The sequence below is a fragment of the Neobacillus piezotolerans genome, assembly GCF_003362805.1.
Lineage (GTDB): Bacteria > Bacillota > Bacilli > Bacillales > Cytobacillaceae > Bacillus_D > Bacillus_D piezotolerans.
Window position 1 is genome coordinate 223,812 of sequence record NZ_QNQT01000002.1, and the last position, 24,346, is coordinate 248,157.

At 49.5% G+C, this 24,346-nt stretch carries 23 protein-coding genes; 15 read left to right on the forward strand and 8 right to left on the reverse strand.

Features of this window, described 5'->3' with window-relative positions:
• Positions 1-4 precede the first annotated feature (4 nt).
• A complete protein-coding gene (locus DRW41_RS06195) occupies positions 5-376 on the forward strand; it encodes a DUF423 domain-containing protein (protein ID WP_115451109.1) in 372 nt (123 codons plus the stop codon).
• A 68-nt stretch (positions 377-444) separates the two neighbouring features.
• On the opposite strand, the gene gerQ is transcribed toward DRW41_RS06195, so the two are convergent.
• Together gerQ and hemQ are read right to left on the reverse strand one after the other, a co-directional pair.
• Complete coding sequence (gene gerQ, locus DRW41_RS06200; RefSeq protein WP_115451110.1) at positions 445-948, reverse strand: spore coat protein GerQ; 504 nt, start codon at positions 946-948, stop codon at positions 445-447.
• A gap of 223 nt (positions 949-1,171) precedes the next feature.
• Complete coding sequence (gene hemQ, locus DRW41_RS06205) at positions 1,172-1,915, reverse strand: hydrogen peroxide-dependent heme synthase (protein WP_115451111.1); 744 nt, start codon at positions 1,913-1,915, stop codon at positions 1,172-1,174.
• Positions 1,916-2,297: 382 nt separating this feature from the next.
• Between hemQ and pta the strand changes: the two genes are divergently transcribed.
• Positions 2,298-3,275, forward strand: a complete 978-nt coding sequence (gene pta / locus DRW41_RS06210; RefSeq protein ID WP_115451112.1) for a phosphate acetyltransferase — start codon at positions 2,298-2,300, stop codon at positions 3,273-3,275.
• 226 nt (positions 3,276-3,501) lie between these two features.
• Here pta and zupT read toward each other — a convergent pair whose 3' ends face one another.
• Entirely contained in the window at positions 3,502-4,308 is an 807-nt protein-coding gene (gene zupT, locus DRW41_RS06220; protein ID WP_115451114.1) for a zinc transporter ZupT, read from the reverse strand.
• A 257-nt stretch (positions 4,309-4,565) separates the two neighbouring features.
• On the opposite strand from zupT, the gene lipL reads away from it, so the two are divergent.
• Positions 4,566-5,399: an octanoyl-[GcvH]:protein N-octanoyltransferase gene (gene lipL, locus DRW41_RS06225; protein WP_115451115.1), complete on the forward strand. Its 834-nt coding sequence runs from the start codon at positions 4,566-4,568 to the stop codon at positions 5,397-5,399.
• 96 nt (positions 5,400-5,495) lie between these two features.
• On the opposite strand, the gene DRW41_RS06230 is transcribed toward lipL, so the two are convergent.
• Positions 5,496-6,296, reverse strand: coding sequence for an RsfA family transcriptional regulator (locus DRW41_RS06230; protein WP_115451623.1), 801 nt, complete (start codon positions 6,294-6,296; stop codon positions 5,496-5,498).
• Positions 6,297-6,581: 285 nt separating this feature from the next.
• Here DRW41_RS06230 and DRW41_RS06235 point away from each other — a divergent pair, with 285 nt between their 5' ends.
• From DRW41_RS06235 to DRW41_RS06245, 3 genes are all read left to right on the forward strand, one after another.
• Positions 6,582-6,803 (forward strand): YuzB family protein, encoded by a 222-nt coding sequence (locus tag DRW41_RS06235; protein WP_115451116.1) that lies wholly within the window; start codon positions 6,582-6,584, stop codon positions 6,801-6,803.
• A 242-nt stretch (positions 6,804-7,045) separates the two neighbouring features.
• Complete coding sequence (locus DRW41_RS06240; RefSeq protein ID WP_115451117.1) at positions 7,046-8,344, forward strand: HD domain-containing protein; 1,299 nt, start codon at positions 7,046-7,048, stop codon at positions 8,342-8,344.
• A 155-nt stretch (positions 8,345-8,499) separates the two neighbouring features.
• Positions 8,500-9,009, forward strand: a complete 510-nt coding sequence (locus DRW41_RS06245) for a YwgA family protein (protein WP_115451118.1) — start codon at positions 8,500-8,502, stop codon at positions 9,007-9,009.
• 87 nt (positions 9,010-9,096) lie between these two features.
• Here DRW41_RS06245 and thmT read toward each other — a convergent pair whose 3' ends face one another.
• A complete protein-coding gene (gene thmT, locus DRW41_RS06250) occupies positions 9,097-9,282 on the reverse strand; it encodes a 2-hydroxymuconate tautomerase (protein WP_115451119.1) in 186 nt (61 codons plus the stop codon).
• Positions 9,283-9,467: 185 nt separating this feature from the next.
• Here thmT and DRW41_RS06255 point away from each other — a divergent pair, with 185 nt between their 5' ends.
• Both DRW41_RS06255 and DRW41_RS06260 read left to right on the forward strand, forming a co-directional pair.
• Positions 9,468-10,124, forward strand: a complete 657-nt coding sequence (locus DRW41_RS06255) for a site-2 protease family protein (RefSeq protein WP_115451120.1) — start codon at positions 9,468-9,470, stop codon at positions 10,122-10,124.
• 36 nt (positions 10,125-10,160) lie between these two features.
• Positions 10,161-10,670, forward strand: a complete 510-nt coding sequence (locus tag DRW41_RS06260) for a YwhD family protein (protein ID WP_115451121.1) — start codon at positions 10,161-10,163, stop codon at positions 10,668-10,670.
• A 149-nt stretch (positions 10,671-10,819) separates the two neighbouring features.
• On the opposite strand, the gene DRW41_RS06265 is transcribed toward DRW41_RS06260, so the two are convergent.
• Positions 10,820-12,895 carry a transglycosylase domain-containing protein gene (locus DRW41_RS06265; RefSeq protein WP_115451122.1) on the reverse strand — a complete coding sequence of 692 codons (2,076 nt, stop codon included), beginning with the start codon at positions 12,893-12,895 and terminating at the stop codon, positions 10,820-10,822.
• 409 nt (positions 12,896-13,304) lie between these two features.
• On the opposite strand from DRW41_RS06265, the gene speE reads away from it, so the two are divergent.
• From speE to DRW41_RS06290, 5 genes are all read left to right on the forward strand, one after another.
• A complete protein-coding gene (speE, locus tag DRW41_RS06270) occupies positions 13,305-14,135 on the forward strand; it encodes a spermidine synthase (protein ID WP_115451123.1) in 831 nt (276 codons plus the stop codon).
• A gap of 102 nt (positions 14,136-14,237) precedes the next feature.
• Positions 14,238-15,110 carry an agmatinase gene (gene speB, locus DRW41_RS06275; RefSeq protein WP_115451124.1) on the forward strand — a complete coding sequence of 291 codons (873 nt, stop codon included), beginning with the start codon at positions 14,238-14,240 and terminating at the stop codon, positions 15,108-15,110.
• A 362-nt stretch (positions 15,111-15,472) separates the two neighbouring features.
• Positions 15,473-15,901: a YwiB family protein gene (locus tag DRW41_RS06280; RefSeq protein ID WP_115451125.1), complete on the forward strand. Its 429-nt coding sequence runs from the start codon at positions 15,473-15,475 to the stop codon at positions 15,899-15,901.
• Complete coding sequence (gene argS / locus DRW41_RS06285; RefSeq protein ID WP_115451126.1) at positions 15,898-17,568, forward strand: arginine--tRNA ligase; 1,671 nt, start codon at positions 15,898-15,900, stop codon at positions 17,566-17,568. The genes DRW41_RS06280 and argS overlap by 4 nt, the downstream gene beginning before the upstream one ends.
• 162 nt (positions 17,569-17,730) lie before the next feature.
• Positions 17,731-17,916 carry an H-type small acid-soluble spore protein gene (locus DRW41_RS06290; RefSeq protein ID WP_115451127.1) on the forward strand — a complete coding sequence of 62 codons (186 nt, stop codon included), beginning with the start codon at positions 17,731-17,733 and terminating at the stop codon, positions 17,914-17,916.
• Between the two features lie 100 nt (positions 17,917-18,016).
• Here DRW41_RS06290 and uvsE read toward each other — a convergent pair whose 3' ends face one another.
• Together uvsE and cls are read right to left on the reverse strand one after the other, a co-directional pair.
• A complete protein-coding gene (gene uvsE, locus DRW41_RS06295; protein ID WP_115451128.1) occupies positions 18,017-18,973 on the reverse strand; it encodes a UV DNA damage repair endonuclease UvsE in 957 nt (318 codons plus the stop codon).
• Positions 18,974-19,030: 57 nt separating this feature from the next.
• Positions 19,031-20,227 carry a cardiolipin synthase gene (cls, locus tag DRW41_RS06300; protein ID WP_115451129.1) on the reverse strand — a complete coding sequence of 399 codons (1,197 nt, stop codon included), beginning with the start codon at positions 20,225-20,227 and terminating at the stop codon, positions 19,031-19,033.
• A gap of 522 nt (positions 20,228-20,749) precedes the next feature.
• Here cls and DRW41_RS06305 point away from each other — a divergent pair.
• Positions 20,750-22,861, forward strand: a complete 2,112-nt coding sequence (locus DRW41_RS06305) for a (Fe-S)-binding protein (protein WP_115451130.1) — start codon at positions 20,750-20,752, stop codon at positions 22,859-22,861.
• Between the two features lie 257 nt (positions 22,862-23,118).
• The gene (locus tag DRW41_RS06310) at positions 23,119-24,306 is read left to right on the forward strand and encodes an acetyl-CoA C-acetyltransferase (protein WP_115451131.1); all 1,188 of its coding nucleotides are present in this window, start codon (positions 23,119-23,121) and stop codon (positions 24,304-24,306) included.
• The last annotated feature ends 40 nt before the right edge of the window (positions 24,307-24,346 follow it).

The following is a 24,346-nucleotide window of genomic DNA, read 5'->3' on the forward strand; positions in this document are numbered from 1 at the left end:
GCCAATGAAAACTTTTATTATTATTGGGGCAGTAAATGCATTCTTGGCAGTGGCGCTCGGAGCGTTTGGCGCCCATGGGCTGGAAGGGCGGCTCGCGCCAAAATACCTTGAGATTTGGAAAACCGGCGTCCATTACCAAATGTTCCATGCCGCCGGACTGCTCATAATCGGAATACTCGCTGGCAAGGTCCAGGCTGGATCGCTTTTTACAACAGCCGGCTGGCTCATGCTCGCGGGCATCGTCCTGTTCAGTGGGAGCCTTTATGTGCTCAGCCTTACGAAAATCAGTGTGCTTGGGGCGATTACGCCATTAGGCGGAGTTGCATTCCTTGCCGCTTGGGTACTGATTACGGTTGGTGCCGCAAAATATTTATAGCATTTTGGAAAAATAGGAGGACCGCGCTTCAACATGCGGTCCTCCTTTTATGCGCATAAGAGATTTTCTTATCGGGGGGAGAAGGAGCTCAAGCCTGCCCCGCCGCCTGGGAATGGATAGGTATATTCGATTTCCTCATCAAATGAGATGTAATCCAGGTAAACCATTAACAGCAAATAGCGGGTACCGGTCTGAGGGTCACTGAGAATGATATGGTCCCGGCCGGCGGCTTCTATGATGCCCTTGAATACCTGCTGCCTTCTTTGTCCATCCCTTGTCCCTTCAAATGTCATGTATACCGTGGCCAGCTTTCCTTTGTTGAGCCGGAGGATATTCTCGATATATGACTGTTCAATTGGCAGCATTCCGGGCACCTGCGGCCCAGTGGTCGGAGCGCTGTGCGGAATGGGTACGAAGCCGCCAGTCCCAGTGCCCATTGGATATCCTCCCATTTGGCCGCCCCCCATAGGCTGCTGCTGTTGCCTCTGATCAGGGCTGACAGGTACGCCCCCTGTTCCGGTATAAGGCTGGTAACCTTGCTGTCCGGTTCCATAATTACCATATGGATTCATTGCATTCCCTCCTCTAATAATAAGCATGGGGATTCCGCCTAATAGAAATGGCTATCCCGCCGCGAATTGCCGATTATCCACCATCCAGGCAAGGGCTTGTAAAGGCTTGGAAGTGAAGACTCGCTAATTGAAACATATGAAGGCTGGAACCGGAATATGACTGTGGGAAAAGCTAAAAAACCCCGGCCGCAAGAACGGACGGGGCTTTGTAAATCAATTTATTTTATACGCGAAAAAATGAGCTTATGCCTTCCTCTGTTAGCAGGTTGCCGACAAAGAACGAACCAAACTCCCCATAACGGGCGCTAACTTCGTCAAATCGCATTTCATAAACGAGCTTTTTAAACTGAAGGACATCGTCCGCGAATAGGGTGACACCCCATTCGTAATCGTCAAAGCCCACAGATCCGGTAATGATTTGTTTTACCTTGCCAGCATACTGGCGGCCAATCATGCCGTGGCTGTACATAAGCTTCTTGCGATCTTCCATCGGAAGCATATACCAGTTGTCGTTGCCCTGGCGGCGCTTGTCCATTGGATAGAAGCACACATATTTCGCTTTTGGCAGCATCGGGTAAAGCCGGGCGCGAACATGCGGATTTTCATATGGATTTTCCCCATCATTCAGATAGTTGCTCAATTCGACGACGGAAACATATGAATGAGCAGGCACTGTATACTCGGCCAGCTTCGATTTGTTGAATTCCGTTTCGATCTCGTTAAGTTCTTCCATCGTAGGGCGAAGGACCATCATCATGAAGTCCGCCTTTTGGCCAACGATGGTGTAGAGGGCATGGCTGCCTTCCTTCATTTCCATTGTCGCGTTCCACTTTTCGACCAGGCCAAGGAATTCATCTATAGCGGCCTGCCGCTCATCCGCAGGCGTCATTTTCCACGTTGTCCAATCCATACTCCTGAAATCATGCAAACAGTACCAGCCATCCAGTGTCTGTGCTGCTTCACTCATCAAAATCACTCCCCATTCATACTATCCATACACCAAACTACTATACCACAGTTTCACCCAATTTCCCCAAAACAAACCCACTGCCCAAAACCGTTTAAAAAACTCCCAAAGAGGATATTGTAACAAATGTGGCATTTTAGCCAGGTAAAGTCAATTTGCCAAAAATACGGCATTATCCGTCCCCTTTGCTGGAAGACGCCGTGGACTTTTTCGGTAAAGAACAGGCAGGGCGACAGTTCTTATTTATTTCAATGAATTTTTTCGCTTTAAATGAGTAAAGGTTACTGAATAGAACAACTTTGTGACGGGCGGCCTGTTTCCCTTGAATTTTGCCTGCGGTAAAGTATCCTAAAGATGAGTGAATAGAAGGAGGAAGGCTATCGTGAGTGATTTATTTGAAGGTATTAAACAGAAAATCTCCGGCCATAATTTGCGGATTGTATTCCCTGAAGGGTTTGACGAAAGAATCCTGAACGCGGCTGGACGCCTGGCTGCAGATGGAATCCTCACCCCTGTCCTGATCGGCAATATTGAAGAATTGCAAGCAAGGGCCAAAGAGCTTGATGTTTCCCTTGAAGCGGCAGAGATTTATGACCCCGCCAATTATTTAATGATGGACGAGCTGGTCGCCGCGTTTGTAGAGCGGAGGAAGGGGAAAGCGACAGAGGAGGATGCCCGTAAAATCCTTCTTGATGTGAATTACTTCGGAACGATGCTTGTCTATCTCAATAAAGCGGACGGCCTTGTAAGCGGGGCTGCCCATTCTACAGCGGATACGGTCAGACCGGCGCTGCAAATCATCAAAACAAAGGAAGGCGTTAACAAAACATCCGGCGTTTTCCTTATGGTCCGCGGGGATGAGCAGTATGTCTTTGCTGATTGCGCGATCAATATCGCGCCGGACAGCCAGGACCTTGCCGAGATTGCAATCGAGAGCGCCAAAACGGCAAGGATGTTCGATATTGAACCTCGAGTAGCCATGCTGAGCTTCTCAACGAAAGGTTCGGCCAGGTCGCCGGAAACCGAGAAGGTAATGGCTGCGGTGGAAGAGGCTAAGCGACGTGAACCGCTTCTCATTATTGATGGGGAGTTCCAGTTTGACGCTGCATTCGTCCCGGAAGTGGCGATCGCGAAAGCCCCGGATTCCGTCCTGCAGGGAAATGCAAACGTTTTTGTATTCCCGGGACTTGAAGCTGGGAATATCGGTTATAAAATCGCCCAGCGGCTTGGCGGCTTCGAAGCAGTCGGGCCATTGCTGCAAGGGCTTAACCGCCCTGTAAACGACCTTTCCCGCGGCTGCAGCACGGACGATGTCTACAACCTCGCCCTATTAACCGCCGCACAGGCTCTCAGGCAATAGCACCTCATCCGGTTAGCCGCCCATGGATCCCAATGCCTTTTTGGCGGACAACAGGCGCTTCTGTGCCCGGATGGAAAAAGAGTATGAAAACCGCAGCAAAAATCCCGGCTCCTCGATGGAAGCCGGGATTTAGTTTGTAAATTGGGGTAAAGTGGAGCGGAAGACGGATGCCACGGGACAGCAATAAGCAGTTTTCCGTATGGAGCGGAAATCAGCAGCAGATATATTAAATAAACAGCAGCAAACTAACCGCCATGACCGCCATCCCAGCGACGAGCCCGTAGATAGGCAGGTGGGTTTCATCATACTTCTTCGCTGCGGGGAGCAGCTCATCAAGGGAAATAAACACCATGATGCCGGCAACTGCCGCGAAAATCACCCCGAACATAATATCATTCAGGAACGGCATAAGAAAAAGATAGGCCGCCAAAGCGCCGATTGGCTCCGACAATCCGGAAAGGAATGAAAGCTTGAACGCTTTCTTCTTATCGCCGGTCGCAAAATAAACCGGGACGGAGACGGCGATTCCTTCGGGAATGTTGTGGATGGCGATGGCAATCGCAATCGCAACGCCGAGGGCCGGGTCCTGCAGCGCTGAGGTGAACGTGGCAATCCCTTCAGGAAAGTTGTGAATCCCGATTGCGAGAGCCGTGAACGTTCCCATTTTTAACAAGGCTGCGTCTTGGACTGTTTTTCCCGGCTGCATTTCTTCAACCGTTTTTAGTTCGTGGGGGTTGCCCTGTTTCGGAATGAACCGGTCGATTAACGCAATCAGAAGAATTCCCCCGAAAAAGCCGCCGGCTGTGGCCCAGTTCCCAGCCTGCACCCCAATCGCGGAAACGAGGGAAGTTTTCGCTTTTACAAAAATCTCAATCATTGATACATAAATCATCACCCCGGCAGAGAAACCGAGAGTCACTGAAAGGAATTTGGTGTTTGTTGTCGATGTAAAGAAGGCCAGCAAACTGCCGATTCCGGTCGCAAGGCCAGCGAATAATGTCAATCCTAATGCAAATAGTACTTCCTGAGACATGCTAATAACATTCCCTCCCAATTATAGGTATATAATGATGCCCCGATTTGAAGGGCGTGCCTTGTAAAACCACTATATGCACACAAATCAAAAAGTTTCCTATGGTGAAGATTCTATCTGATAGTTAACTTGAATTGCAACTGTTATTTATTCTTTGAAAGAAAATGCCGCTCCAAACCTTCCCTACATGGATATTTTTCAAAACAGGCGCTGTGATATAATAGTCAGCAGACTATTTGCAATGGAGGCATGTTTAGATGGACGGCTCGTTGCTGCGCCAGGATCAATGGCGGCTGATTGACCAATCGACTTTAGGCATCCTGATGCCTGCCATACAATCTTTTGCCCTTGATGACACACTTTGCGCCTCTGTCGGAGCGCTTCTTGCGCCTGCTACCGCAAGGACATGGGTCCACCACGATACTGTGGTCCTTGGCATACAGGATACAAAGCTGCCTTACCTCGAGGACGGGCTTGAATTTTTACGCGGCAAGGGATATACACCCATTGTCCGAAATTCAGGAGGGCTTGCGGTCGTTCTCGATGAAGGAGTCCTTAACATTTCGCTTATTTTTCCGGAAAAGGAAAAAACCATAGATATCAATCGCGGATACGATGCGATGTGGACGCTGATCAGGCGGATGTTCGCCGACTTTGGCAAGGATATTGAAGCGAGGGAGATTGTCGGCTCTTATTGCCCCGGAAGCTATGACCTGAGCATCGGCGGAAAGAAATTCGCGGGGATTTCGCAGCGCAGGCTAAAAAGGGGCGTTGCTGTACAAATCTATCTCAGTGTGGAAAACAGCGGCGGAAAGCGGGCGGAGCTTATCCGGGATTTTTATTCCCGAGCCTTAAAAGGTGAACGGACGAAGTTCATATACCCGGAAATTCGGCCGGAAGTGATGGCAAGCCTGTCCGAACTGCTTGAATCCCCCCTGGAGGTAAAGGATGTGCTGTCCCGGCTGATGTTTGAGCTAAAAAAGAACAGCGGCCTAATCTATTCAGGGCAGCTGACCCCTTATGAACTTGAATTGCTGCCCGGCTACCTGTCAAGGATCGCCGAACGGAATCAGCCATTAATAAAGCCGTAAACCCGAACGGGTCTACGGCTTTATGAATGTAATGCCACATTCGTTCTCCGTTAACGCATCTTATTTTTCTATAAGAGCTCCGGGATCGTCAGGCAGTCATTCGGCAATTTTTTCAAGATTCCCATTCCGGTCCATTTTGAATTTTGTCGTGGGGCGATCTTCTTCTTCAAAAAGGACAAGATTGCGCGCCTTGTTCATGATTTTTAGAAGTGTTTCATAATCTTCCTGGATGACGCCGGTGTTTTGCTCAAGGTCACGGATTTTATTTTCCATTTCCTCGTTTTGCCTGCGAAGATTCGCAACTTCCCTCTTCAATCTTTCATTCTCGCTTTTTAATGCCTCGGCATGGACGCTTGAATTGTCATAGTTTTGCAAAAAAGCGATGACAGCTTGCATTGTCATGCCTTGCGGTGCAGGCTGCATGCCGAAACCTGAAGATAGGGATGAGGAAAATCTCGAAGACTGCGATTGTACAGCCGCCGGCTTGCCATTCAATTCCTCAACCATCTTCTCTAGATCGAACGTTGTGGATTCCCCGTCAGCCGGTTGGCCCAACTCGTTGGAAATCTCCATCTCCATAACAGGGCTATTATCGGCCAATTCAGGCTGTACTTCAATGGGAGGTGTATATAGAAGCTTTTTCTTTCCTCCCTGCTCTTTTCCAAGCATCCTCTGCCGCTGTTTTCGTTGTTTTTTGGCAAGCTGCAAAGCCTTTTCGTACGTATGGCGAACGACGGCGTTCCAGCGGAATCCGCAGGCCGCGGAAGTACGGTTCAGCTTGTCCCCGACTTCCTCGAAGGCGTTTAGCTGCGTGCTGCCCTCCCTTACGTGGCGGAGCACTGTTTCCGCCAACAGCAAGTCATCTTCGGCCGTCCAGGCATCCTGGCGAACTTTCATGTCAAAACACTCCTTCTCATTATTTGTTTCTGGATTCATGTTCTTTCCTCCCTGTGCAAAGAAATAGTATGGCTGCTCGAATTTGAATGTTTATATTCCTAGCAATATCATGGACACTTTTTTTAAGTTTTATACAGGAGGATAAAAGGATAGTAGAGTACGAAGGGAACAGGGAAGTTCCACGGGACTGTTGCATTGCAGGAAAAGAAGCTGTAAAATACGTTAGGACCTTATTGGCCTGTGGCTCATTAACATAGATCGATTACCGGAAAGGATTTGAACGGAATGCCGAATGAATTCCGCGTGTGCGACGATTGCCAGGCAGTCAATCTGAAAACACTTGTCCCGCGCCTGAAGCAGCTGGATCAAAACGCTAAGATAGAAGTCGGCTGCCAGTCCTATTGCGGACCAGGACGAAAAAAAACATTTGCCTTTGTGAACAACCGCCCGCTTGCCGCATTGAGCGAGGATGAACTAATTGAAAAGGTTACCAAAAAATTAAAATAATTGAAACGTACTCATCTTTGCCTATTTTGTCGGGCAAGGGTGATTTTTTTTGCGAAATTCCCTATCCACCCATCCTGGAACGTGGGCTTGGATAAACACTGGATATGCCGACAGAGCAAATTTTTGTAAAAATTGCAAGATGATAGCGTCGAAAATTGCTGTAGGAATTTGCTGAAAGAGGGATGATTCTCACCCGGAATGGGGATATAATAGAAACAAGTTTAGAGGGGCAGGGGTGCGAGATGGACGTACTATCGGAAAAACTGAATGAAGAAAAAGTATTCAAAGATCCCGTCCACCGCTATATCCATGTCCGCGACAAAATTATCTGGGATTTAATCGGGACGAAGGAATTCCAGCGGCTCCGGCGCATTAAACAGCTTGGGACGACTTTCCTGACATTTCACGGGGCTGAGCACAGCCGTTTCAACCATTCCCTTGGAGTGTATGAAATAGTTCGGCGGATTGTCGACGATGTGTTTGCGCGGAGGCCTGAATGGGATGAAAACGACAGGCTGCTGACGCTATGCGCCGCACTGCTCCACGACTTGGGGCATGGGCCGTTTTCGCATGCGTTTGAGAAAGTCTTCGATCTCGACCACGAAGAATTCACCCGCGCCATCATCCTCGGCAATACGGAGGTAAATGCCATCCTGTCAAGGGCGGGCGCCGATTTCCCGAAGCACGTGGCGGAGGTCATCGCCAAAACCTCTGACAAGAAACAGGTCATCAGCCTTATATCCAGCCAGATTGACGCCGACCGGATGGATTATCTTCAGCGTGACGCCTATTTTACGGGGGTCAGCTACGGATTTTTCGACATGGAACGTATTCTCCGCGTCATGCGGCCCCGTGAGGACCAGGTCGTTTTCAAACATAGCGGCATGCACGCAATTGAGGATTACATAATGAGCCGGTACCAGATGTACTGGCAGGTGTATTTCCACCCCGTATCACGGGGGGCGGAGGTTATTTTGACGAAAATACTCCATCGCGCGAAGGACCTCCATGGCCAGGGCTATGAATTCAAGAATGAGCCGCTCCATTTTTATTCCATTTTCGAAGGAAGCGTGACACTTGAAGACTATTTAAAGCTAGATGAATCGATCATCCTCTTTTATTTCCAAATGTGGCAGGAGGAAGGGGATTTCATCCTCAGCGACTTGTGCAGGCGGTTTGTGAACCGGAATTTGTTCAAATTTGCCGAGTTCGATCCGGCCAGGGAATATAAAAAACTCACCGAACTGACCGATTTGTTCCGTAAAGCGGGCATCGACCCGGATTATTATCTCGTCCTTGATTCCTCCTCGGATTTGCCGTATGACTTTTACCGGCCGGGCGAGGAAGAAGAACGGCTGCCGATCAATCTTTTAATGAAAAACGGCGACCTGAGGGAACTATCCCGGGAATCGGCAATCGTAGAGGCTATTTCCGGCAAGAGAAGGACCGACCACAAACTTTATTTTCCGGGAGATTTCCTGCTGGACGAATCCACCAAGAAAAATATAAAAAAGCAGATTCGCAGCATTCTTGATTATTAAAAAAAGTCCATTCATGGCGCGAGGAAATTTTAAAAAGATGCCATCTTTTGGACGATATTAAAAGACAGAGTTTATTTTTAATTGTGTTGATTGGAGCGGAAGTCAATAGCTGGATTTTATACAGTCCTTTAAAAGGGAGCAGGAGATGAAGAGGTTTGTTAAACGATCATGCAAGGCTGATGCATGCAGTCATGGTTTCTGGTGAGATTGTCGGGAGAAAAAAGCTGCAGAAAATGATTTTTATAGCCAAAAAATTGGCCTTCCCATTCCAGGAGCGGTTCCAATTCCATTTTTACGGCCCGTATTCGGAAGAATTGACACTCCGCGTGGAAGAGCTCTGCAACATGGGCTTTCTTGAAGAGTGCAAGGAAAACAAGGGCGCCTACAGCCAGTACCGCTACTGCCTGACCGAGGCGGGCAAGGAGTTCCTCGGCATGAGCCAAATTGAAATGCCGAATCTGTCCGATTGCCTGTCCGATATGAACGGCCAAAATGCAAGATTCCTTGAGCTTGTCTCAACTATCCTTTATTTTGATACCCTGGAGCGCCCCGAGGTTGCCGAAAAAGTATTTACCTTGAAAAGCAGCCAGCGCTACACGGAGGAAGAAATTGATGGCGCGTACGAATACATCCGCCTTTTAAAAGAAAAAGCTAAGCTCCAGTAAATGGGCTTAGCTTTTTGGTTTAATACATATGATGGGCTATAGCGTTCCAGTCCGCAGCTTAGCGGAGAAAACGGGCATTTCCGGAATTTATTGGTCGCTTGCCCTGACGCCCGCTTTGGCATAATGGTTTTTCGCCATTTCTTCAATGATGACCGTGACATTTTCCTTCGGCGCCCCGGCAGCTTCTACGACAGCTTCGGTTACTTTTTCAACAAGTGCCTTTTTCTGTTCATCGGTGCGGCCTTCAAGCATTTTGACTGTTACGATTGGCATTTGTGATTCCTCCTCCCAAGTACGTAATTCCAGTTTTCCATAAACAGAAAAAAACCGCAAGAGGGGGCCGGCGGTTTTTAATTTCAGGCTTTCATCGTGTATACTTGAGGAAAGCAGCGAGGAATGAACTTATATATCCGTAGGTTCGAATATAGATAGAACAATACAGTACAGGGGGAAAAACTTTGAGCCTTTTTCCATATAATACTCTTGAAAAATTTGTTTTCGCGGCATTGACCCTTGTGATCGCGTTTTCGGTGCATGAATTCGCCCATGCTTTCACAGCCTGGAAATTCGGTGACAACACCGCGAAGAACCAGGGAAGGCTGACGCTCAACCCGATTAAACATATCGATCCGATTGGCGCCATCATGATTTTTGTCGTAGGATTCGGGTGGGCCCGCCCCGTTCCGGTCAATCGCTTCTTTTTTAAAAAACCCCGCCTGGCGGGAATCCTTGTTTCGTTCGCGGGGCCGCTCAGCAATTTCATCCTTGCTTCAATCGGCTTCATTGTTTTTTTCAGCATTGGGCGCTTTGGGGCGGATGGTGCTTACGCTGAAACGATGATCCAGTTTTTGAACACATTTATTTGGCTGAATCTAGTTCTATGTGTTTTTAACCTGATGCCGCTGCCGCCTCTTGACGGATACCGAATTATCGAAGATTTGGCTCCAGGCGGCCTTCGGGCGAAAATGACCCAGTATGAGCAGTACGGTACGTTCATTTTCTTGATTCTTGTTATCACGCCGCTTGGTGACTACACCATCTGGCCTGTGTTCCAGGTGATCCTTCCCGCCCTTGCGGATGGGATGTACCAATTTTTCTTATCGTTCTTTGTGTAATCAATATTTTATGTGGTCGCAGGAGGTAGTTCTAGAATGGAAGAAAAAAAGAAAAAGGTCGCCTTTAACATTATTAAAACCGATCCACTCGATAAACATAAAGGCTTTGGGAAAGGCGCTCTATCCCTTGATAATGTCTCACCGGTCATCATCGATGTTGAAGAAGGGGAGGCGGCCATCGATGTCGGGGCGATGCATGCGCGCAGCATCGTTGAAAAAGGTATTAAGTTCCTGCCGAATAAGGATGAGGTTCCGGATGCGAAGCCGTACTGGCTTATCTGGGTGACAATCGACCGGAATGAGGAAGGTCCATATTACGCTGGTGTAACCGCCTGTGAAATGACCATTAACCGCGAAATCCGCAGGGGGTACAAATCCCTGCCAGAGCATGTGAACAGAATGGATAAATCGCTGAAACGCCAAATTATCGTCAGCCACATGGACGATAAGTCAAAAAAAATTCTGGCGGATTTCCTTAAGGCCCACAACGAAGTCCTTTGGGAAAATTCGCCGGAAGAACTGAAAAACGGACTTGCTGTTAAGTAAAAAGAACCCAGGTCAGTCGGATGAAAATTGCCGTCTGAAGGGTGGCGGGGTTCGTTGGACAGACATGAAAAAGCCGAACAGCTTAGCTGTTCGGCTTTTTTTCGGTAAAGGTTATGCAACTTTCATCTATACAGTAGGTATGGCCCGTGCTAGTCTCCCCAGTCCCAAAGCTGCTTGTACCATGACTTTCCGCCTTTTTGCCTTTGCGCATCTTTTCCATCCTGTGAATGGGTATGTTCGAGATGGTCGGTGCAGTATTCCACCGGCTCTGTTCCTGAAACGAAATAGGTGAACCGGCGGACCGGGCATTCCTTAACCGCGAGTTTTCCGTTTGCCGGGTCCACGTAGACGCCGGTCACGCCGTCGCGCGGCGGTTTGAACGCCTTGACCGGCTTTCCATCCAGCGCATCCTCCATGAACCGAACCCAAATTTGTTTCGCATATGATTTTTCCGGTACTCCATCAATTTCCCGGGCATCGTCGTACCCGGTCCAAACGGCGGAAACAAGCTGCGGGGTAAAGCCAATCATCCAACTGTCGGTCGGTGTCGACCCGGATTTCCCGGCATATGGCCTGGTCATTCCTTTTGCGATCGTCCCGCCAGTAACTGCCGTATAGCCGTTCAGCGTAGTGTCGAACACCCCTGTCATCATCTGGGTCATTACATAGGCCCTGGCTGGGTCGAGAACCAGTTCATCTATTTCTTCATTTTCATAAATGACTTTCCCGTTCGCTGTTTCAACCCGGGTAATCAGCGTAGGCTCGACCTTTTTGCCTCCATTGGCGAAGAGGCTGTAGGCGTTGGCCATTTCGGTTACCCTTACGCCCGATGTTCCAAGCGCGAGCGAAGGTACTTTCGCCATCCTGGTAGAAATTCCGAATTCCTTCGCGGTTTCAACAAGTGTATCCTCGCCAAGGAAGAGATGTGTTTTGACCGCATAGACATTGTCGGAGACCGCGAGTGCCTGGGCAAGCGTAATTTCTCCGTCCGCATACTTGTTATTGTAGTTGTGCGGCGTATAATCAGGTCTGCCGTTCTCAAACCGAAATGTCGTCTGCTCGCTCCGGATCAGCGTTGAAGGGGTGTATCCTTGCCCTAGCGCCGCATAATAAAGAAGCGGTTTGATTGTCGAACCGGGCGCCCGTATCGCCTGGACCGCCCGGTTAAACGGGCTTTTTCCATAATCGCGCCCCCCGACCATTGCCTTCACATGTCCATTCCTCGGATCGATTGATACAAGTGCAGCCTGAATTTCGGAGTCAGGCGAGATTACGGCCTGCACCTGCTTTTCAGCGGCTTCCTGCTGTATCGGATCGATTGTTGTGTAAACCTTCAGTCCGCCAAGCGCAATTGCCCGTTCATTCAGGCCGAGTTGGTTCCGTAATGCATTCGCAACCGCGTCCTGAAAATACGGAGCTGCCTTCAAATCCCGATGAGGGTCCCTTCCGGTCAGCGCAAGTTCGGCCGCATACGCTTTTTCTGCTTCCGTGCCTTTGATATAACCGTTTCTTGCCATCGCTTTTAAAATAACGCCCTGCCTCTGCTTCGCCCGTTCCATCGAGGCAAATGGTGAAAAGGAGCCGGGGCCTTTTGGGATGCCGGCAAGCATGGATGCTTCGGACAGGGATAATTCAGAAGCATTTTTGCCAAAATAATACTGGCTTGCCGCCTGTACGCCATAAGCGCGATTTCCATAGTAAATTGTATTTAAATAGCCCTCAAGGATTTGGTCCTTGGAGTAATTCATTTCAAGCCTGATTGCGTAAAGTGCTTCCCGGAGCTTTCTTGCCCATGTTTTATCGTGCTCAAGGAAAAGGTTCCTGGCATATTGCATTGTGACCGTGCTCGCACCCTGGACTTTGCCGAACGCCTTTATGTCGGCTAGTGCGGCACCAGCAATCCGTTTGAAATCAAAGCCGCTGTGCTCGTAAAATTTCCTGTCTTCAATGGAAATGGTCGCATCAACCAAATAGGGCGAAATATCTTTAAGCGGCACCCAATACCGCTTTTGCCCGTAGCTAGTTTCACCGATGATCGTTCCATCCTCCGCAAAATAGAGGGTTGACTGCGGTACAGCCAGCGGGGGAGCGCCAAGAACCTTGACGTACATGAGCAAAAGCAGGGCCGCGAGTACAAGCAGCGCTGAACCAAACAACCCCAAAAAGGCGGCCGCCCGCAAATATTTCACGACTCGTTTCAACCCATGTCCAGTAATGGTTTCCATGCATTCACCCCATTGCTTCCTTTCGGAAAAAATTCGCCCATCCCGGGCCGTATCAACAGTATGAAAGGAATGGGAGAATTTTAAACATTACGGGCTGGAAAGCTTGAAAATATTTCTTGCATTTTTGCCGGATTCCTCTATACTTTTTCTCATGTTTGCAATTATCCCACACTTAACAGGCAGTAAGCCCCCCAACCTGGGATTTAGGGATTAGCAGGAATAGGGTGGGGGCCCAACTGCCCGTAAAGGTCCGATTGGTTCAACTAACCATCAGTGGGAGAGGAAAAACCCCACTGATGGAGTTTCACTTTAATCAGTTGGGGAAGTATAGCAGTAGAAACGGCGGCTTCTTTTTGATGGCCGATTGCTGCTTCCCTGTGGAAATTTTATTTTTGAAAGGAAGATGGAAATGGGTGGACTTTGGTTTACTGAAAAACAAACCGAAAACTTCGGAATTACGATGAAGGTAAAGCGCACATTACATACAGAACAGACAGATTTTCAAATGCTTGAAATGGTTGAAACGGAAGAATGGGGCAATATGCTTCTTCTTGATGGAATGGTTATGACCTCCATTAGGGATGAGTTCGTCTACCATGAAATGGTTGCGCACGTTCCATTGTTCACGCATCCAAATCCGGAAAACGTCCTCGTTGTCGGCGGCGGCGACGGTGGCGTTATCCGTGAGGTGCTTAAACATCCACAAGTGAAAAAAGCGACGCTTGTTGACATTGACGGCAAGGTTATTGAGTATTCGAAGAAATTTTTGCCGGAAATCGCCGGCAAGCTTGATGACCCGCGCGTTGATGTAAAGGTTGGCGACGGCTTCATGCATATCGCCGAAAGCGAAAATGCCTATGATGTCATCATGGTTGACTCAACCGAACCGGTAGGCCCGGCGGTTAACCTGTTTACAAAAGGCTTTTACGCGGGCATTTCAAAGGCATTGAAGGAAGACGGCATTTTTGTCGCCCAGTCCGACAATCCTTGGTTCAAATCGGACCTGATCCGCGATGTTCAGCGTGACGTAAAGGAAATTTTCCCGATCACCCGCCTGTACATTGCCAACATCCCGACATATCCGAGCGGTATGTGGGCTTTCACAATCGGATCAAAGAAATACGATCCACTTGAGGTATCGGAAGACCGCTTCCATGACATCGAAACAAAGTACTATACAAAGGAACTGCATAAAGCAGCATTCGTCCTTCCGAAATTTGTTGGGGACTTGGTGAAGTAGGAAATTTAGGGCCTTAATTTAGGCGGCCCTTGGAAAATAAAAGAAAGCAGAGCGGAGGGAGGCGTCGTCTCCCTCTCGTTGTGCCGGAAAGGATAGTGTGCAATGAGATTTGATGAAGCTTATTCAGGTAACGTATTTATTAAAAGCCATCCAAATTTTGAAGAAAGCAAAGCAGTCCTGTATGGAATGCCGATGGACTGGACAGTCAGCTATCGCCCGGGTTCCCGCTTCGGCCCCGCAAGGATTCGCGAGGTATCAATCGGCCTCGAAGAATACAGCGCGTATCTTGACCGCGAACTTGATGATGTCAAATACTTTGACGCCGGGGACATTCCGCTTCCCTTCGGAAACCCTCAGCGAAGCCTAGACATCATTGAAGACTTTGTCGACAAGGTTCTTGCCGAGGACAAGTTCCCGCTTGGCATGGGCGGTGAGCACCTTGTATCATGGCCGGTCATGAAGGCAGTCTACAAGAAGTATCCGGACCTTGCCATCATCCATATGGATGCGCACACCGACCTTCGTGAAGAGTATGAAGGCGAGCCGCTGTCCCATTCAACGCCAATCCGCAAGATTGCCGATCTGATTGGACCCTCGAACGTGTATTCCTTTGGCATCCGCTCCGGGATGAAAGAAGAATTCGATTGGGCGAAACGCGTTGGCATGCATATTTCCAAATTCGACGTCCACCAGCCGTTGAAGGAAATTTTGCCGAAGCTTGCCGGCCGCCCGGTTTATGTGACAATCGACATTGACGTCCTTGACCCGGCCCATGCTCCAGGCACCGGTACGGTAGATGCTGGCGGCATTACTTCCCGTGAACTGCTTGCTTCCATCCATGAAATCGCCCGTTCCGATGTGAAGGTTGTTGGTGCTGATCTCGTTGAAGTGGCCCCGGTTTACGACAACTCCGAACAAACCGCCAACACCGCAAGCAAGCTTATCCGTGAAATGCTGCTCGGCTGGGTAAAATAAGCAAGGCAAAGAGAGGATTGTATCGTGGCTCCTGTTCGCTAGATCGGATTGATGTCACTCATGTGGAATTGAGTGACTTTCTTTCGTGATTTTTGCCATTTGTACTCACCAAACGAGCCTGTTTTTGACTTTCACAGCCACACCTTTGAACACCTAGTGCCTGTTTCTTCCATGAAGCAGGCGCTTTTTGAATTGTCGGCGGCTGAAAGCTATAATAAAGTGAAACTGCTTTAGGTAGGGTGGAGCAACGAAGGCTTTCGTGCTATAATTTTTAATTTATAGGGCAAAAGATACGGAGACGCCCGCTTGGCGCGAAAACAAGATACAAAATAGGTATTTTTTAAAAAAGGGAGTGGACCCGGATGGACCCGAAACCTGTTACTGTAACCATCAGCACCTCGATTGTCCAATCCGGGGTAAAAGATGAATACACGACCGGCGCGAACGGCTTTTTTTACAAAAAGGGAAGCGGCGTTTATCTTCAATACGAGGAAATGTCGGAAGAGGGCAGCATCCGTACTATTTTAAAAATGGACAGCGGTGAAGCTTTGCTCCTAAGAAGCGGCGGTGTGAAAATGAGGATGCCATTCAAGCTTGGAGAAGAAACACGGGGCAGTTACCATACCCAATTTGGAACGCTTCCTGTCGCGGCTGTCACGGACAGGCTTGCCCAGGCAATCAGGGAAAATGGGCGTGGAGGCATGTTCATGCTGAAATATGATTTGCAGGTCGCGGGCGCGCCCGCGGGTACATATAGCTTGGCGATAACGTTTGAGGAGGAAATGGAATGAATCTAGTTGAACAGGTCCAGCAAAATCTGAAACAGGAAATTAAATCGGCCGTCCTAAAAGCCGGCCTTGCTACGGAAGACCAGCTTCCAGAGGTGATTTTGGAAGTCCCGAAGGAAAAAGCGCACGGCGACTATTCGACGAACATGGCGATGCAGCTGGCGCGCGTGGCGAAAAAAGCGCCTCGGGCCATTGCGGAAGCGATTGTCGAACATTTCGACCGCTCTAAGGCGTCAATTGTAAAAATAGAGCTCGCGGGTCCGGGGTTCATCAACTTTTACATGGATAACAGCTATTTGACAGGGCTGATCCCGGCCGTTTTGGACGCGGGCGGCAAGTACGGAGAAACGGATACCGGTAAAGGGCAGAGAATTCAGGTTGAATTCGTATCCGCCAACCCGACGGGAGACCTCCACCTTGGCCATGCCAGGGGCGCGGCTGTCGGCGATTCGCTCTCCAACATCCTTGCCAAAGCGGGCTATGATGTTTCGCGCGAATACTATATCAATGATGCCGGAAACCAGATCAACAATTTGGCCCTCTCCGTTGAAGCGCGGTATTTCCAGGCGCTCGGCCTTGAGAAGGAAATGCCGGAGGACGGCTACCACGGCGAGGACATCAAGGGGATTGGAAAGAAGCTTGCTGAAGAGTTTGGCGAGAGGTTTGTCCATGAGCCGGAAGAGGATCGGTTCAACTTTTTCCGCGAATATGGACTGAAGTATGAGATGGCCAAACTCAAGAAGGACCTTCAGGATTTCCGTGTTGAATTCGACGTTTGGTATTCCGAGACTTCGCTGTATCATAATGGGAAAATTGATGCCGCGCTCAAAACGCTCCGCGGCAACGGCCATATTTTTGAGGAGGAGGGAGCGACCTGGCTTCGCTCGACCCCGTTCGGCGACGATAAGGACCGCGTTTTGATCAAGCAGGATGGGTCGTACACATACCTGACTCCGGATATCGCCTATCATAAGGATAAGCTCGACCGCGGCTTCGAAAAACTGATCAATGTGTGGGGAGCGGACCACCACGGGTATATCCCGCGGATGAAGGCTGCAATCCAGGCGCTTGGATACGACAAGGACGTTCTTGAAGTGGAAATCATCCAGCTCGTTCATTTGTATAAAGATGGCGAGAAAATGAAAATGAGCAAGCGTACCGGCAAGGCGGTCACCATGCGCGATCTTGTCGAAGAAGTTGGCCTGGATGCGACGCGCTACTTCTTCGCGATGCGCAGCGCCGATACACATATGGACTTCGATCTTGATCTGGCTGTTTCCCAGTCAAACGACAACCCGGTTTATTACGCCCAATACGCGCATGCCCGAATTTCGAGCATCCTGCTCCAGGCGGCTGAACAGGGTTTTGAAGTTGACAAGAATGTCGATTTGGGTCTTGTCGGATCGGAAAAAGAAATCGACCTGCTCAAAAAGCTCGGCGAATTCCCTCAGGCAGTCGGCGAAGCGGCCCTGAAGCGGACGCCGCACCGTATCGCAAACTATATCTTTGATCTTGCTTCCACCTTCCATAGCTTTTACAATGCCGACAAGGTGGTCGACAAAGAGCATGCGGAACGTACAAAGGCGCGTCTTGCACTCGTTAAGGCTGTGCAGATTACCATGAAAAACGCCTTGTCGCTAATTGGCGTTTCGGCTCCTGAAAAAATGTAGGTTCTATCCTTGGCCCTCCGGCTCACTCGGGGGGCTTTTTGCATGCCTTTCAGGAATGATGTTCCCCGCCAATTTAAATAGGTCCGCGGGGAAACAGTGGCATAAAAAATTCCTGGTCGGCAAATAGTAAATAGGAGAATCTGTGAGAGGAGTGGGGGCAGCATGAACGTAGGCCGCGCAAAGGAAATCATGGAATCGGCGGATAATATAAAAGTGACGTACGAAGGAAGCGGGGTCATCATCCAAAACGTTGACGAAAAACAAAGAACGGCCCGGATTTATTGGAGGGAAAGCCCCGAACAGGAACGCACCGTCCCTGTCTTGAATTTAATTGAAGAAGTGGACTAAGCCGATTATTCAAGTACACAGGTATATCAAAAAAGAAGCTATCCAAATTGGAGGCTTCTTTTTAAATGGCCAAAATTCAGCTTGACTGATTTAGAAAACCTTATTTCCACTCAATTGCGGCACCGCCTGTCCGTTTCACCCCGCGAATGGCGGCTATTTCCGGCACAAGCTTCAGGAGCGCCTGATCCTTTGTTTTAGCTTCAATCATAAAATCAACATCCTGGCCAAATTCCCGGAGCAGCTTCAATAATGGCATGATGAATTCAAGGTCGACATGGTCGGCATGCGAGCGGAAGGCGTTCTCGGATTTTGGCGAAGAAACATGGATTTTCGGAACGTGCTCCATATGGGCCCATGTCGAAAAAACCTCCGGCAAAAGTCTATCAAGGGGCAGGTCGGACGGATTTGCCATATGGTGGTGGTAATCGAAGGCAAGCGGAATACGCTCTTTTTTGCACGCGGCCAATGTTTCTGCGGTTGTATACGTCTTGTCGTCATTTTCAAGCGTCATAGCCGCTTTGATTGGAGAAGGAAGCTTGCGCAAATTTTCATGAAAGCGGACGATTGCCGAATCCTTGTCCCCGTAAGCCCCGCCAATATGGATGTTGAGCGTTCCCCAATCTTCAAGCCCCATGCATTCTAACATCCGGTAATGATACTCCATGTCCCGGACGGCATTCTCCGTTACTTCTGCTCGCGGCGAAGTAAAAAGAGTATATTGGTTCGGATGGAAGCTGACCCTGATGTGGTACTTTTTAACAAGCTCGCCGATTTCAAGCCAATCCTTCCGAAAAGGAGCCGCATAGTCCCATTTGGCCTCTGGATGGGTCGCGAGGGGTACGATCGAACTGGAAAAGCGGTACACATCAATGCCATGGGAAATATTATAGTAAAGGATCCTGCGCGTATTCCATAGGTTTTCCGCAGTAATCGCGTGCAATTTTTGCCGCCGCTCATCTTTGCCAAGAACCTTGTAGCGGGCGAAGGTCATCGTCCGGGAAGGAGAAGCTTCCCAGAGTGAAAGAGCCGTCGATACATAGCCGAACCGTATTTTCAAAAAACCATCCCCCTGCATTGTAGTGCTGCGCAATCTTTCAGCCGCATAGTATAACGTTTATAAGAAGAGTGAAAGCGCCCTGGCAATCAGCTCTTTAACAGACCGACGGAAATCTGGCTTTTCTAGAACCGAAAGCTTCAGCTCCCTTGAAGAATTGATATCATTTTTAAGTATGGAGGCGGCTTCGCTTATTTGCTGCTCCCCAAACATATAGCAATTGATCTCGCTGTTTAGAAACAGGCTCCTTTTATCAAAATTGGCTGAGCCAATGTCACAGACTGCATCATCGATCAGCAGTGTCTTTGCGTGGTAAAAGCCGTTCATGTATTGGTATACTCGCGCGCCTTCCTTTATAAGGCGGCGAAGGTATCTGTAGGAGCCTTCCTGTACAAAAGGATGGTCCGCGATTGCCGGGACGATGATTGTAAGCGAAACCCCGCGCCCAAGGCAGGCCAGAAGTTCAGCGAACAGTTTTTTGCTTGGGATGAAATAGGGGCTGCCGATAATGATTCGTTCATTTGCTGTTTTAAAAAGCCCCAGGGACATCTCCTCAAGAAGAAAGCCCGAGGTCGGAACAATTTGATGCTCTGCCCCGCTGTCCCTTTTTTCACAAAAGTAAAGGGGGTGTTTTCTTAAATCCTCTCCGGCTGATTCCTTCCAATCAATAAGAAAAACTTCCTGAAGGTCCTGGACGGAACCGCCGGTAAGTTTCAGGTGGTAATCACGCCAGGGTGAAAGCTTCGGGTGGCCGCCGATATATTCATTTCCGACATTATACCCCCCAAGATAGCCGATTTTCCCATCAATAATCGTTATTTTCCGGTGGTTCCTGGCCTGCAGCGTGTAGAAAAGGAAGGGAAGCTTTGGTTTGTGTGAAAAAGCGAAATGGATCCCATCTTTTTTAAGGGTGGACACTGTTTCTTTTTTTATGGCCATGCCGCCAATCCGATCAACGAGCAGCCGAACTTCAACGCCAGAGCGCGCCTTTTCCCGGAGTAAATCGAAAAATTCTTGGCTAAGTGCATCTTCTTTAACAATATAGAATAAAACATGAATATAGCGCTCCGCCTGTCTTAGCTCCTCAAAGTAATCCTTGAATAATTCGCCGCCGCTTGTAAAAATGCGGATCGTTCCCTCGCGCCTGGGCATGGGGGAAAAACCGTTTTCCATAATCCGCTTTCTCCTTCCAAGTTGGAGGTCGGCGTGGAGCCAGGCCAGGAACAGCGCCAAACATGCGATAAGGAAAAATACCATAAAGTCTGCCTCCGTTCCTGTTTTCGGATGGGGTAATGCAGGAAAAGCCCGTTTCCTTTATAGCGGGAGGGTGTTTCTGCGTCATAGTATATTCAGGGAAGCTGTCTTTAGCTCGTCACAAAACTGCAGGGGAGTAACTCAGGCAGCTGCTTCCCTCCAGTCCTGTCGAGCGCTAAACGCGTACGCTTTTCTTTGTCCAGCTACAGCGCCCAGCGCCTAGTGTACTTCGGTCCCCTCGCTACGATAAGTCAACATCGATTCGCTTTGGCTCATCGTGTTTCCTTTATCTCCATCGGGGCCCTCCAGTCCATACGGCGCAAAACGGGCGCTTGCGCTTTTCTTATTCCCATAGCTTTTACCGAAAGCAGGGGTTGTATGAGTTGTAAGCGCATGACAAAATTGTTGACTGAATGCTCATTCATCTTATAATGAAAGTATACATAGTTCAGAAAATTATTTAGGTTTGAAATTTTCTTCTAACGGGCTAAAGGGGTATAACATGAAAGGAAAGGGGAGTTTCAAGTGGATGGACTGTTGTGGATTAATTTTATCGCGTTCCTAATTGTAACCGCTTACGCAGTAAGTTTGTTCGTCTATGTTGTCAAAACAAGGATTGCCTACATCAAGCTTGGCAAAAAGGCCGAATTTGATGAAGCCGCCAAGGAGCGCTGGCAGAAAATCTGGTCCAATGTGTTTGGGCAAAAGAAGCTGTTAAAAGACAAAAAAAGCGGAATCATCCATGTTATGTTTTTTTACGGGTTCATTCTCGTCCAATTCGGGGCGATCGACTTCATTTTGAAGGGAATCAAGCCGGGCATGCATTTGCCGCTTGGCTCGCTGTACAGAGGGTTTACTTTCTTCCAGGAACTTGTGACGCTTATGATCCTTGTCGCGGTCGTCTGGGCATTTTACCGCCGCTATGTTGAAAAACTTGTCCGCCTTAAGCGGAATTTCAAAGCGGGCCTGGTCCTTATTTTTATCGGGGGGCTCATGCTTTCCGTCCTGTTCGGAAATGCAATGGGAATGATTTGGCATGGTGCGGATGGTTCATGGTCCGAACCGGTAGCCTCCGTAATCGCGGCGGGCTTTGGCTGGATGGGCAAAACGGCTGTCATTTCGGCCTTTTACATTGCCTGGTGGGTTCATTTGCTCCTGCTGCTTGCCTTCCTTGTGTATGTACCGCAGTCGAAGCACGCTCATTTGATCGCCGGCCCGGTCAATACGTATTTCAGCCGTACGGGACCTGTCGGAAAGCTGAAGAAAATTGATTTTGAAGATGAGTCGCAGGAAAGCTTCGGTGTTGGGAAAATCGAGGATTTCAATCAACTGCAGATGATCGATTTTTACGCATGCGTCGAATGCGGCCGCTGCACGAATATGTGCCCGGCAACAGGCACAGGGAAGATGCTTTCGCCGATGGATATCATCCTGAAGCTCCGCGACCACCTCACCAACTACGGCGCGGCGGTTACGCAAAAGCAGCCGTGGGTTCCCGCCTTTGCTTTCGCCAATACACAGGGCAACCAGCTGGCGCTTTCCGGAAAAGGTGCCGCCGCAGGAGAAGCGGCTGCCGCTTCCGCTTATAACCCAAGCCTTATTGGCGAAGTCATCACCGAGGAAGAGCTTTGGGCGTGCACGACATGCCGTAACTGCGAGGACCAGTGCCCAGTCATGAACGAGCATGTTGATAAAATCATCGATTTGCGCCGCTACCTCGTTTTGACGGAAGGGAAAATGAATCCGGATGCGCAGCGGGCAATGACCAATATCGAACGCCAGGGGAACCCTTGGGGCCTGAACCGCAAAGAGCGGGAAGACTGGCGTGAAGCCCGCGAAGATGTCCATGTACCGACCGTAAAAGAAATGAAAAAATCAGATGAAGAATTCGAGTACCTTTTCTGGGTCGGCTCGATGGGTTCGTATGATAACCGGAGCCAGAAAATCGCCCTTTCCTTTGCGAGGCTCCTGAATGAAGCTGGCGTCAAATTCGCCATCCTTGGCAATAAAGAGAAGAACTCCGGGGACACGCCACGGCGCCTAGGAAACGAATTCCTGTTCCAGGAGCTTGCCGTGAAGAACATCGAGGAATTTGAGAAGAACGAAGTGAAAAAAATCGTCACAATCGACCCGCACGCCTACAATATTTTTAAAAACGAGTATCCTGATTTCGGGCTCGAGGCCGAAGTCTATCATCATACAGAGCTATTGTTCGACCTTGTCCGCGAGGGAAGGATCGTGCCAAGGTATAAAGTGAACGAAACAATTACATTCCACGACTCCTGCTACCTGGGCCGCTACAACGAGGTTTACGACGCGCCGCGGGAAGTCCTGAAAGCGATACCCGGCGTCAAGCTTGTTGAAATGGACCGCAGCCGTGAAAATGGGATGTGCTGCGGAGCAGGAGGCGGCCTGATGTGGATGGAAGAAGAAACGGGGCACAGGATTAACGTTGCCCGGACCGAGCAGGCGCTAGCCCTCAATCCTTCGGTCATATCCTCGGGCTGCCCGTATTGCCTGACCATGCTGTCCGACGGGACAAAAGCGAAAGAAGTGGAAGAAAGCGTCGGCACCTACGATGTCGCGGAATTGCTGGAACGTTCCGTCATCGGTCCAACGGCCACGCTTGTTTCGTAAAATCTTTTTTTAAAAAAGCAGGACTGATTGGCGCAAATCCCTTAAAAATTATGAGCTTTGTGTCTAAAATTTCAGTTCCTGCTTTTTTTGCTGTAAAATTATTGTTAAAGAGTAAAGCGCTTACAAATTTTTGACAACAGAATGAGCGAGCGTTCGGTCGCCGCGTTTCCACTTGGCAAAACGCGGGGAATATCTTATCGGACATCGGCAAGGGCTTATGGGATTGTTTGCTAAAAAACTGCAAAGGAGTAGATACAATGGCCAGAACAGTTATTTTAAGCGGAGTACGGACGCCATTTGGAAAATTTGGAGGGGCGCTCAGCAGCCTTGCCGCATCGGAACTCGGCGGGATTGCGGTAAAGGAAGCCCTGGCGCGGGCAGGTGTCAATCCTGAAGATGTCGGCGAAGTTATCCTTGGTTCCGTCCTGCAGGGGGGGCAGGGACAGCTTCCATCAAGGCAGGCTGCCCGCCATGCCGGCATACCATGGGAAGTTCGGACGGAAACGATCAACAAGGTTTGCGCATCAGGGATGAGGAGCGTCACAATCGCCGACCAGATCATCCGCGCAGGTGACGAGGAAGTTATTGTCGCTGGCGGGATGGAGTCGATGAGCAACGCCCCATATATTGTGCCAAAAGCACGCTGGGGTTTTCGGATGGGTGACGCTCCAATGCAGGATCTCCTGCTTGTGGATGGACTTAGCTGCGGGTTTACGGGAGTCCATATGGGAACATACGGGAATTCCACAGCATCCGAAATGGGCATTACCCGGGATGAGCAGGACCTTTGGGCAATGAGGAGCCATCATCTTGCCAATGAGGCGATTGAAAAAGGCATCCTTGCCGAGGAGATTGTGCCGGTATCGGTACCCCAGCGAAAAGGCGAACCCCTTTTGGTTGAGCACGATGAATCGCCAAGGAAAGACACAACGATCGAAAAGCTAGGGTCGCTTAAACCCGCATTTGATAAGGACGGAACAATCACAGCCGGGAACGCGCCCGGCATTAACGATGGGGCCGCCGCGCTCGTGCTGATGAACGAAGAACGAGCGAACCGCGAAGGGCGGAGCATTGGCGCTGTCATCCTTGGTCACACATCGGTTGGCGTAGAAGCGAAGGACTTTCCGCAAACGCCCGGCCTCGTCATTAATGCCCTTTTGGAAAAAACAGGCCGCTCACTCGAGGAGATCGACTTGTTTGAAATCAACGAAGCTTTCTCGGCTGTCGCGCTCGCAAGCAATAAAATAGCAGGGCTTGACCCTGAAAAAGTCAATGTCAATGGGGGCGCTGTCGCTCTCGGGCATCCAATCGGGGCAAGCGGCGCCAGGATCATCGTGACTCTGATGCACGAATTGAACCGCCGCGGCGGTGGAATCGGGATTGCGGCAATTTGCAGCGGAGGCGGACAGGGCGACGCCATCATGATCGAAGTACCGAAACAATAGAATACGAGATTCAGAGGCGGGCGGCGCTGCTCCCCGCCTT

What these genes read in the sequence shown, in the direction of transcription:
- DRW41_RS06195 (WP_115451109.1), top strand. Translation starts at nt 5, where the DNA reads ATGAAAACTTTTATTATTATTGGGGCAGTAAATGCATTCTTGGCAGTG.
- gerQ (WP_115451110.1), bottom strand. Translation starts at nt 948, where the DNA reads ATGAATCCATATGGTAATTATGGAACCGGACAGCAAGGTTACCAGCCT.
- hemQ (WP_115451111.1), bottom strand. Translation starts at nt 1,915, where the DNA reads ATGAGTGAAGCAGCACAGACACTGGATGGCTGGTACTGTTTGCATGAT.
- zupT (WP_115451114.1), bottom strand. Translation starts at nt 4,308, where the DNA reads ATGTCTCAGGAAGTACTATTTGCATTAGGATTGACATTATTCGCTGGC.
- lipL (WP_115451115.1), top strand. Translation starts at nt 4,566, where the DNA reads ATGGACGGCTCGTTGCTGCGCCAGGATCAATGGCGGCTGATTGACCAA.
- DRW41_RS06230 (WP_115451623.1), bottom strand. Translation starts at nt 6,296, where the DNA reads ATGAAAGTTCGCCAGGATGCCTGGACGGCCGAAGATGACTTGCTGTTG.
- DRW41_RS06235 (WP_115451116.1), top strand. Translation starts at nt 6,582, where the DNA reads ATGCCGAATGAATTCCGCGTGTGCGACGATTGCCAGGCAGTCAATCTG.
- DRW41_RS06240 (WP_115451117.1), top strand. Translation starts at nt 7,046, where the DNA reads ATGGACGTACTATCGGAAAAACTGAATGAAGAAAAAGTATTCAAAGAT.
- thmT (WP_115451119.1), bottom strand. Translation starts at nt 9,282, where the DNA reads ATGCCAATCGTAACAGTCAAAATGCTTGAAGGCCGCACCGATGAACAG.
- DRW41_RS06260 (WP_115451121.1), top strand. Translation starts at nt 10,161, where the DNA reads ATGGAAGAAAAAAAGAAAAAGGTCGCCTTTAACATTATTAAAACCGAT.
- DRW41_RS06265 (WP_115451122.1), bottom strand. Translation starts at nt 12,895, where the DNA reads ATGGAAACCATTACTGGACATGGGTTGAAACGAGTCGTGAAATATTTG.
- speE (WP_115451123.1), top strand. Translation starts at nt 13,305, where the DNA reads ATGGGTGGACTTTGGTTTACTGAAAAACAAACCGAAAACTTCGGAATT.
- speB (WP_115451124.1), top strand. Translation starts at nt 14,238, where the DNA reads ATGAGATTTGATGAAGCTTATTCAGGTAACGTATTTATTAAAAGCCAT.
- DRW41_RS06280 (WP_115451125.1), top strand. Translation starts at nt 15,473, where the DNA reads ATGGACCCGAAACCTGTTACTGTAACCATCAGCACCTCGATTGTCCAA.
- argS (WP_115451126.1), top strand. Translation starts at nt 15,898, where the DNA reads ATGAATCTAGTTGAACAGGTCCAGCAAAATCTGAAACAGGAAATTAAA.
- DRW41_RS06290 (WP_115451127.1), top strand. Translation starts at nt 17,731, where the DNA reads ATGAACGTAGGCCGCGCAAAGGAAATCATGGAATCGGCGGATAATATA.
- cls (WP_115451129.1), bottom strand. Translation starts at nt 20,227, where the DNA reads ATGGTATTTTTCCTTATCGCATGTTTGGCGCTGTTCCTGGCCTGGCTC.
- DRW41_RS06310 (WP_115451131.1), top strand. Translation starts at nt 23,119, where the DNA reads ATGGCCAGAACAGTTATTTTAAGCGGAGTACGGACGCCATTTGGAAAA.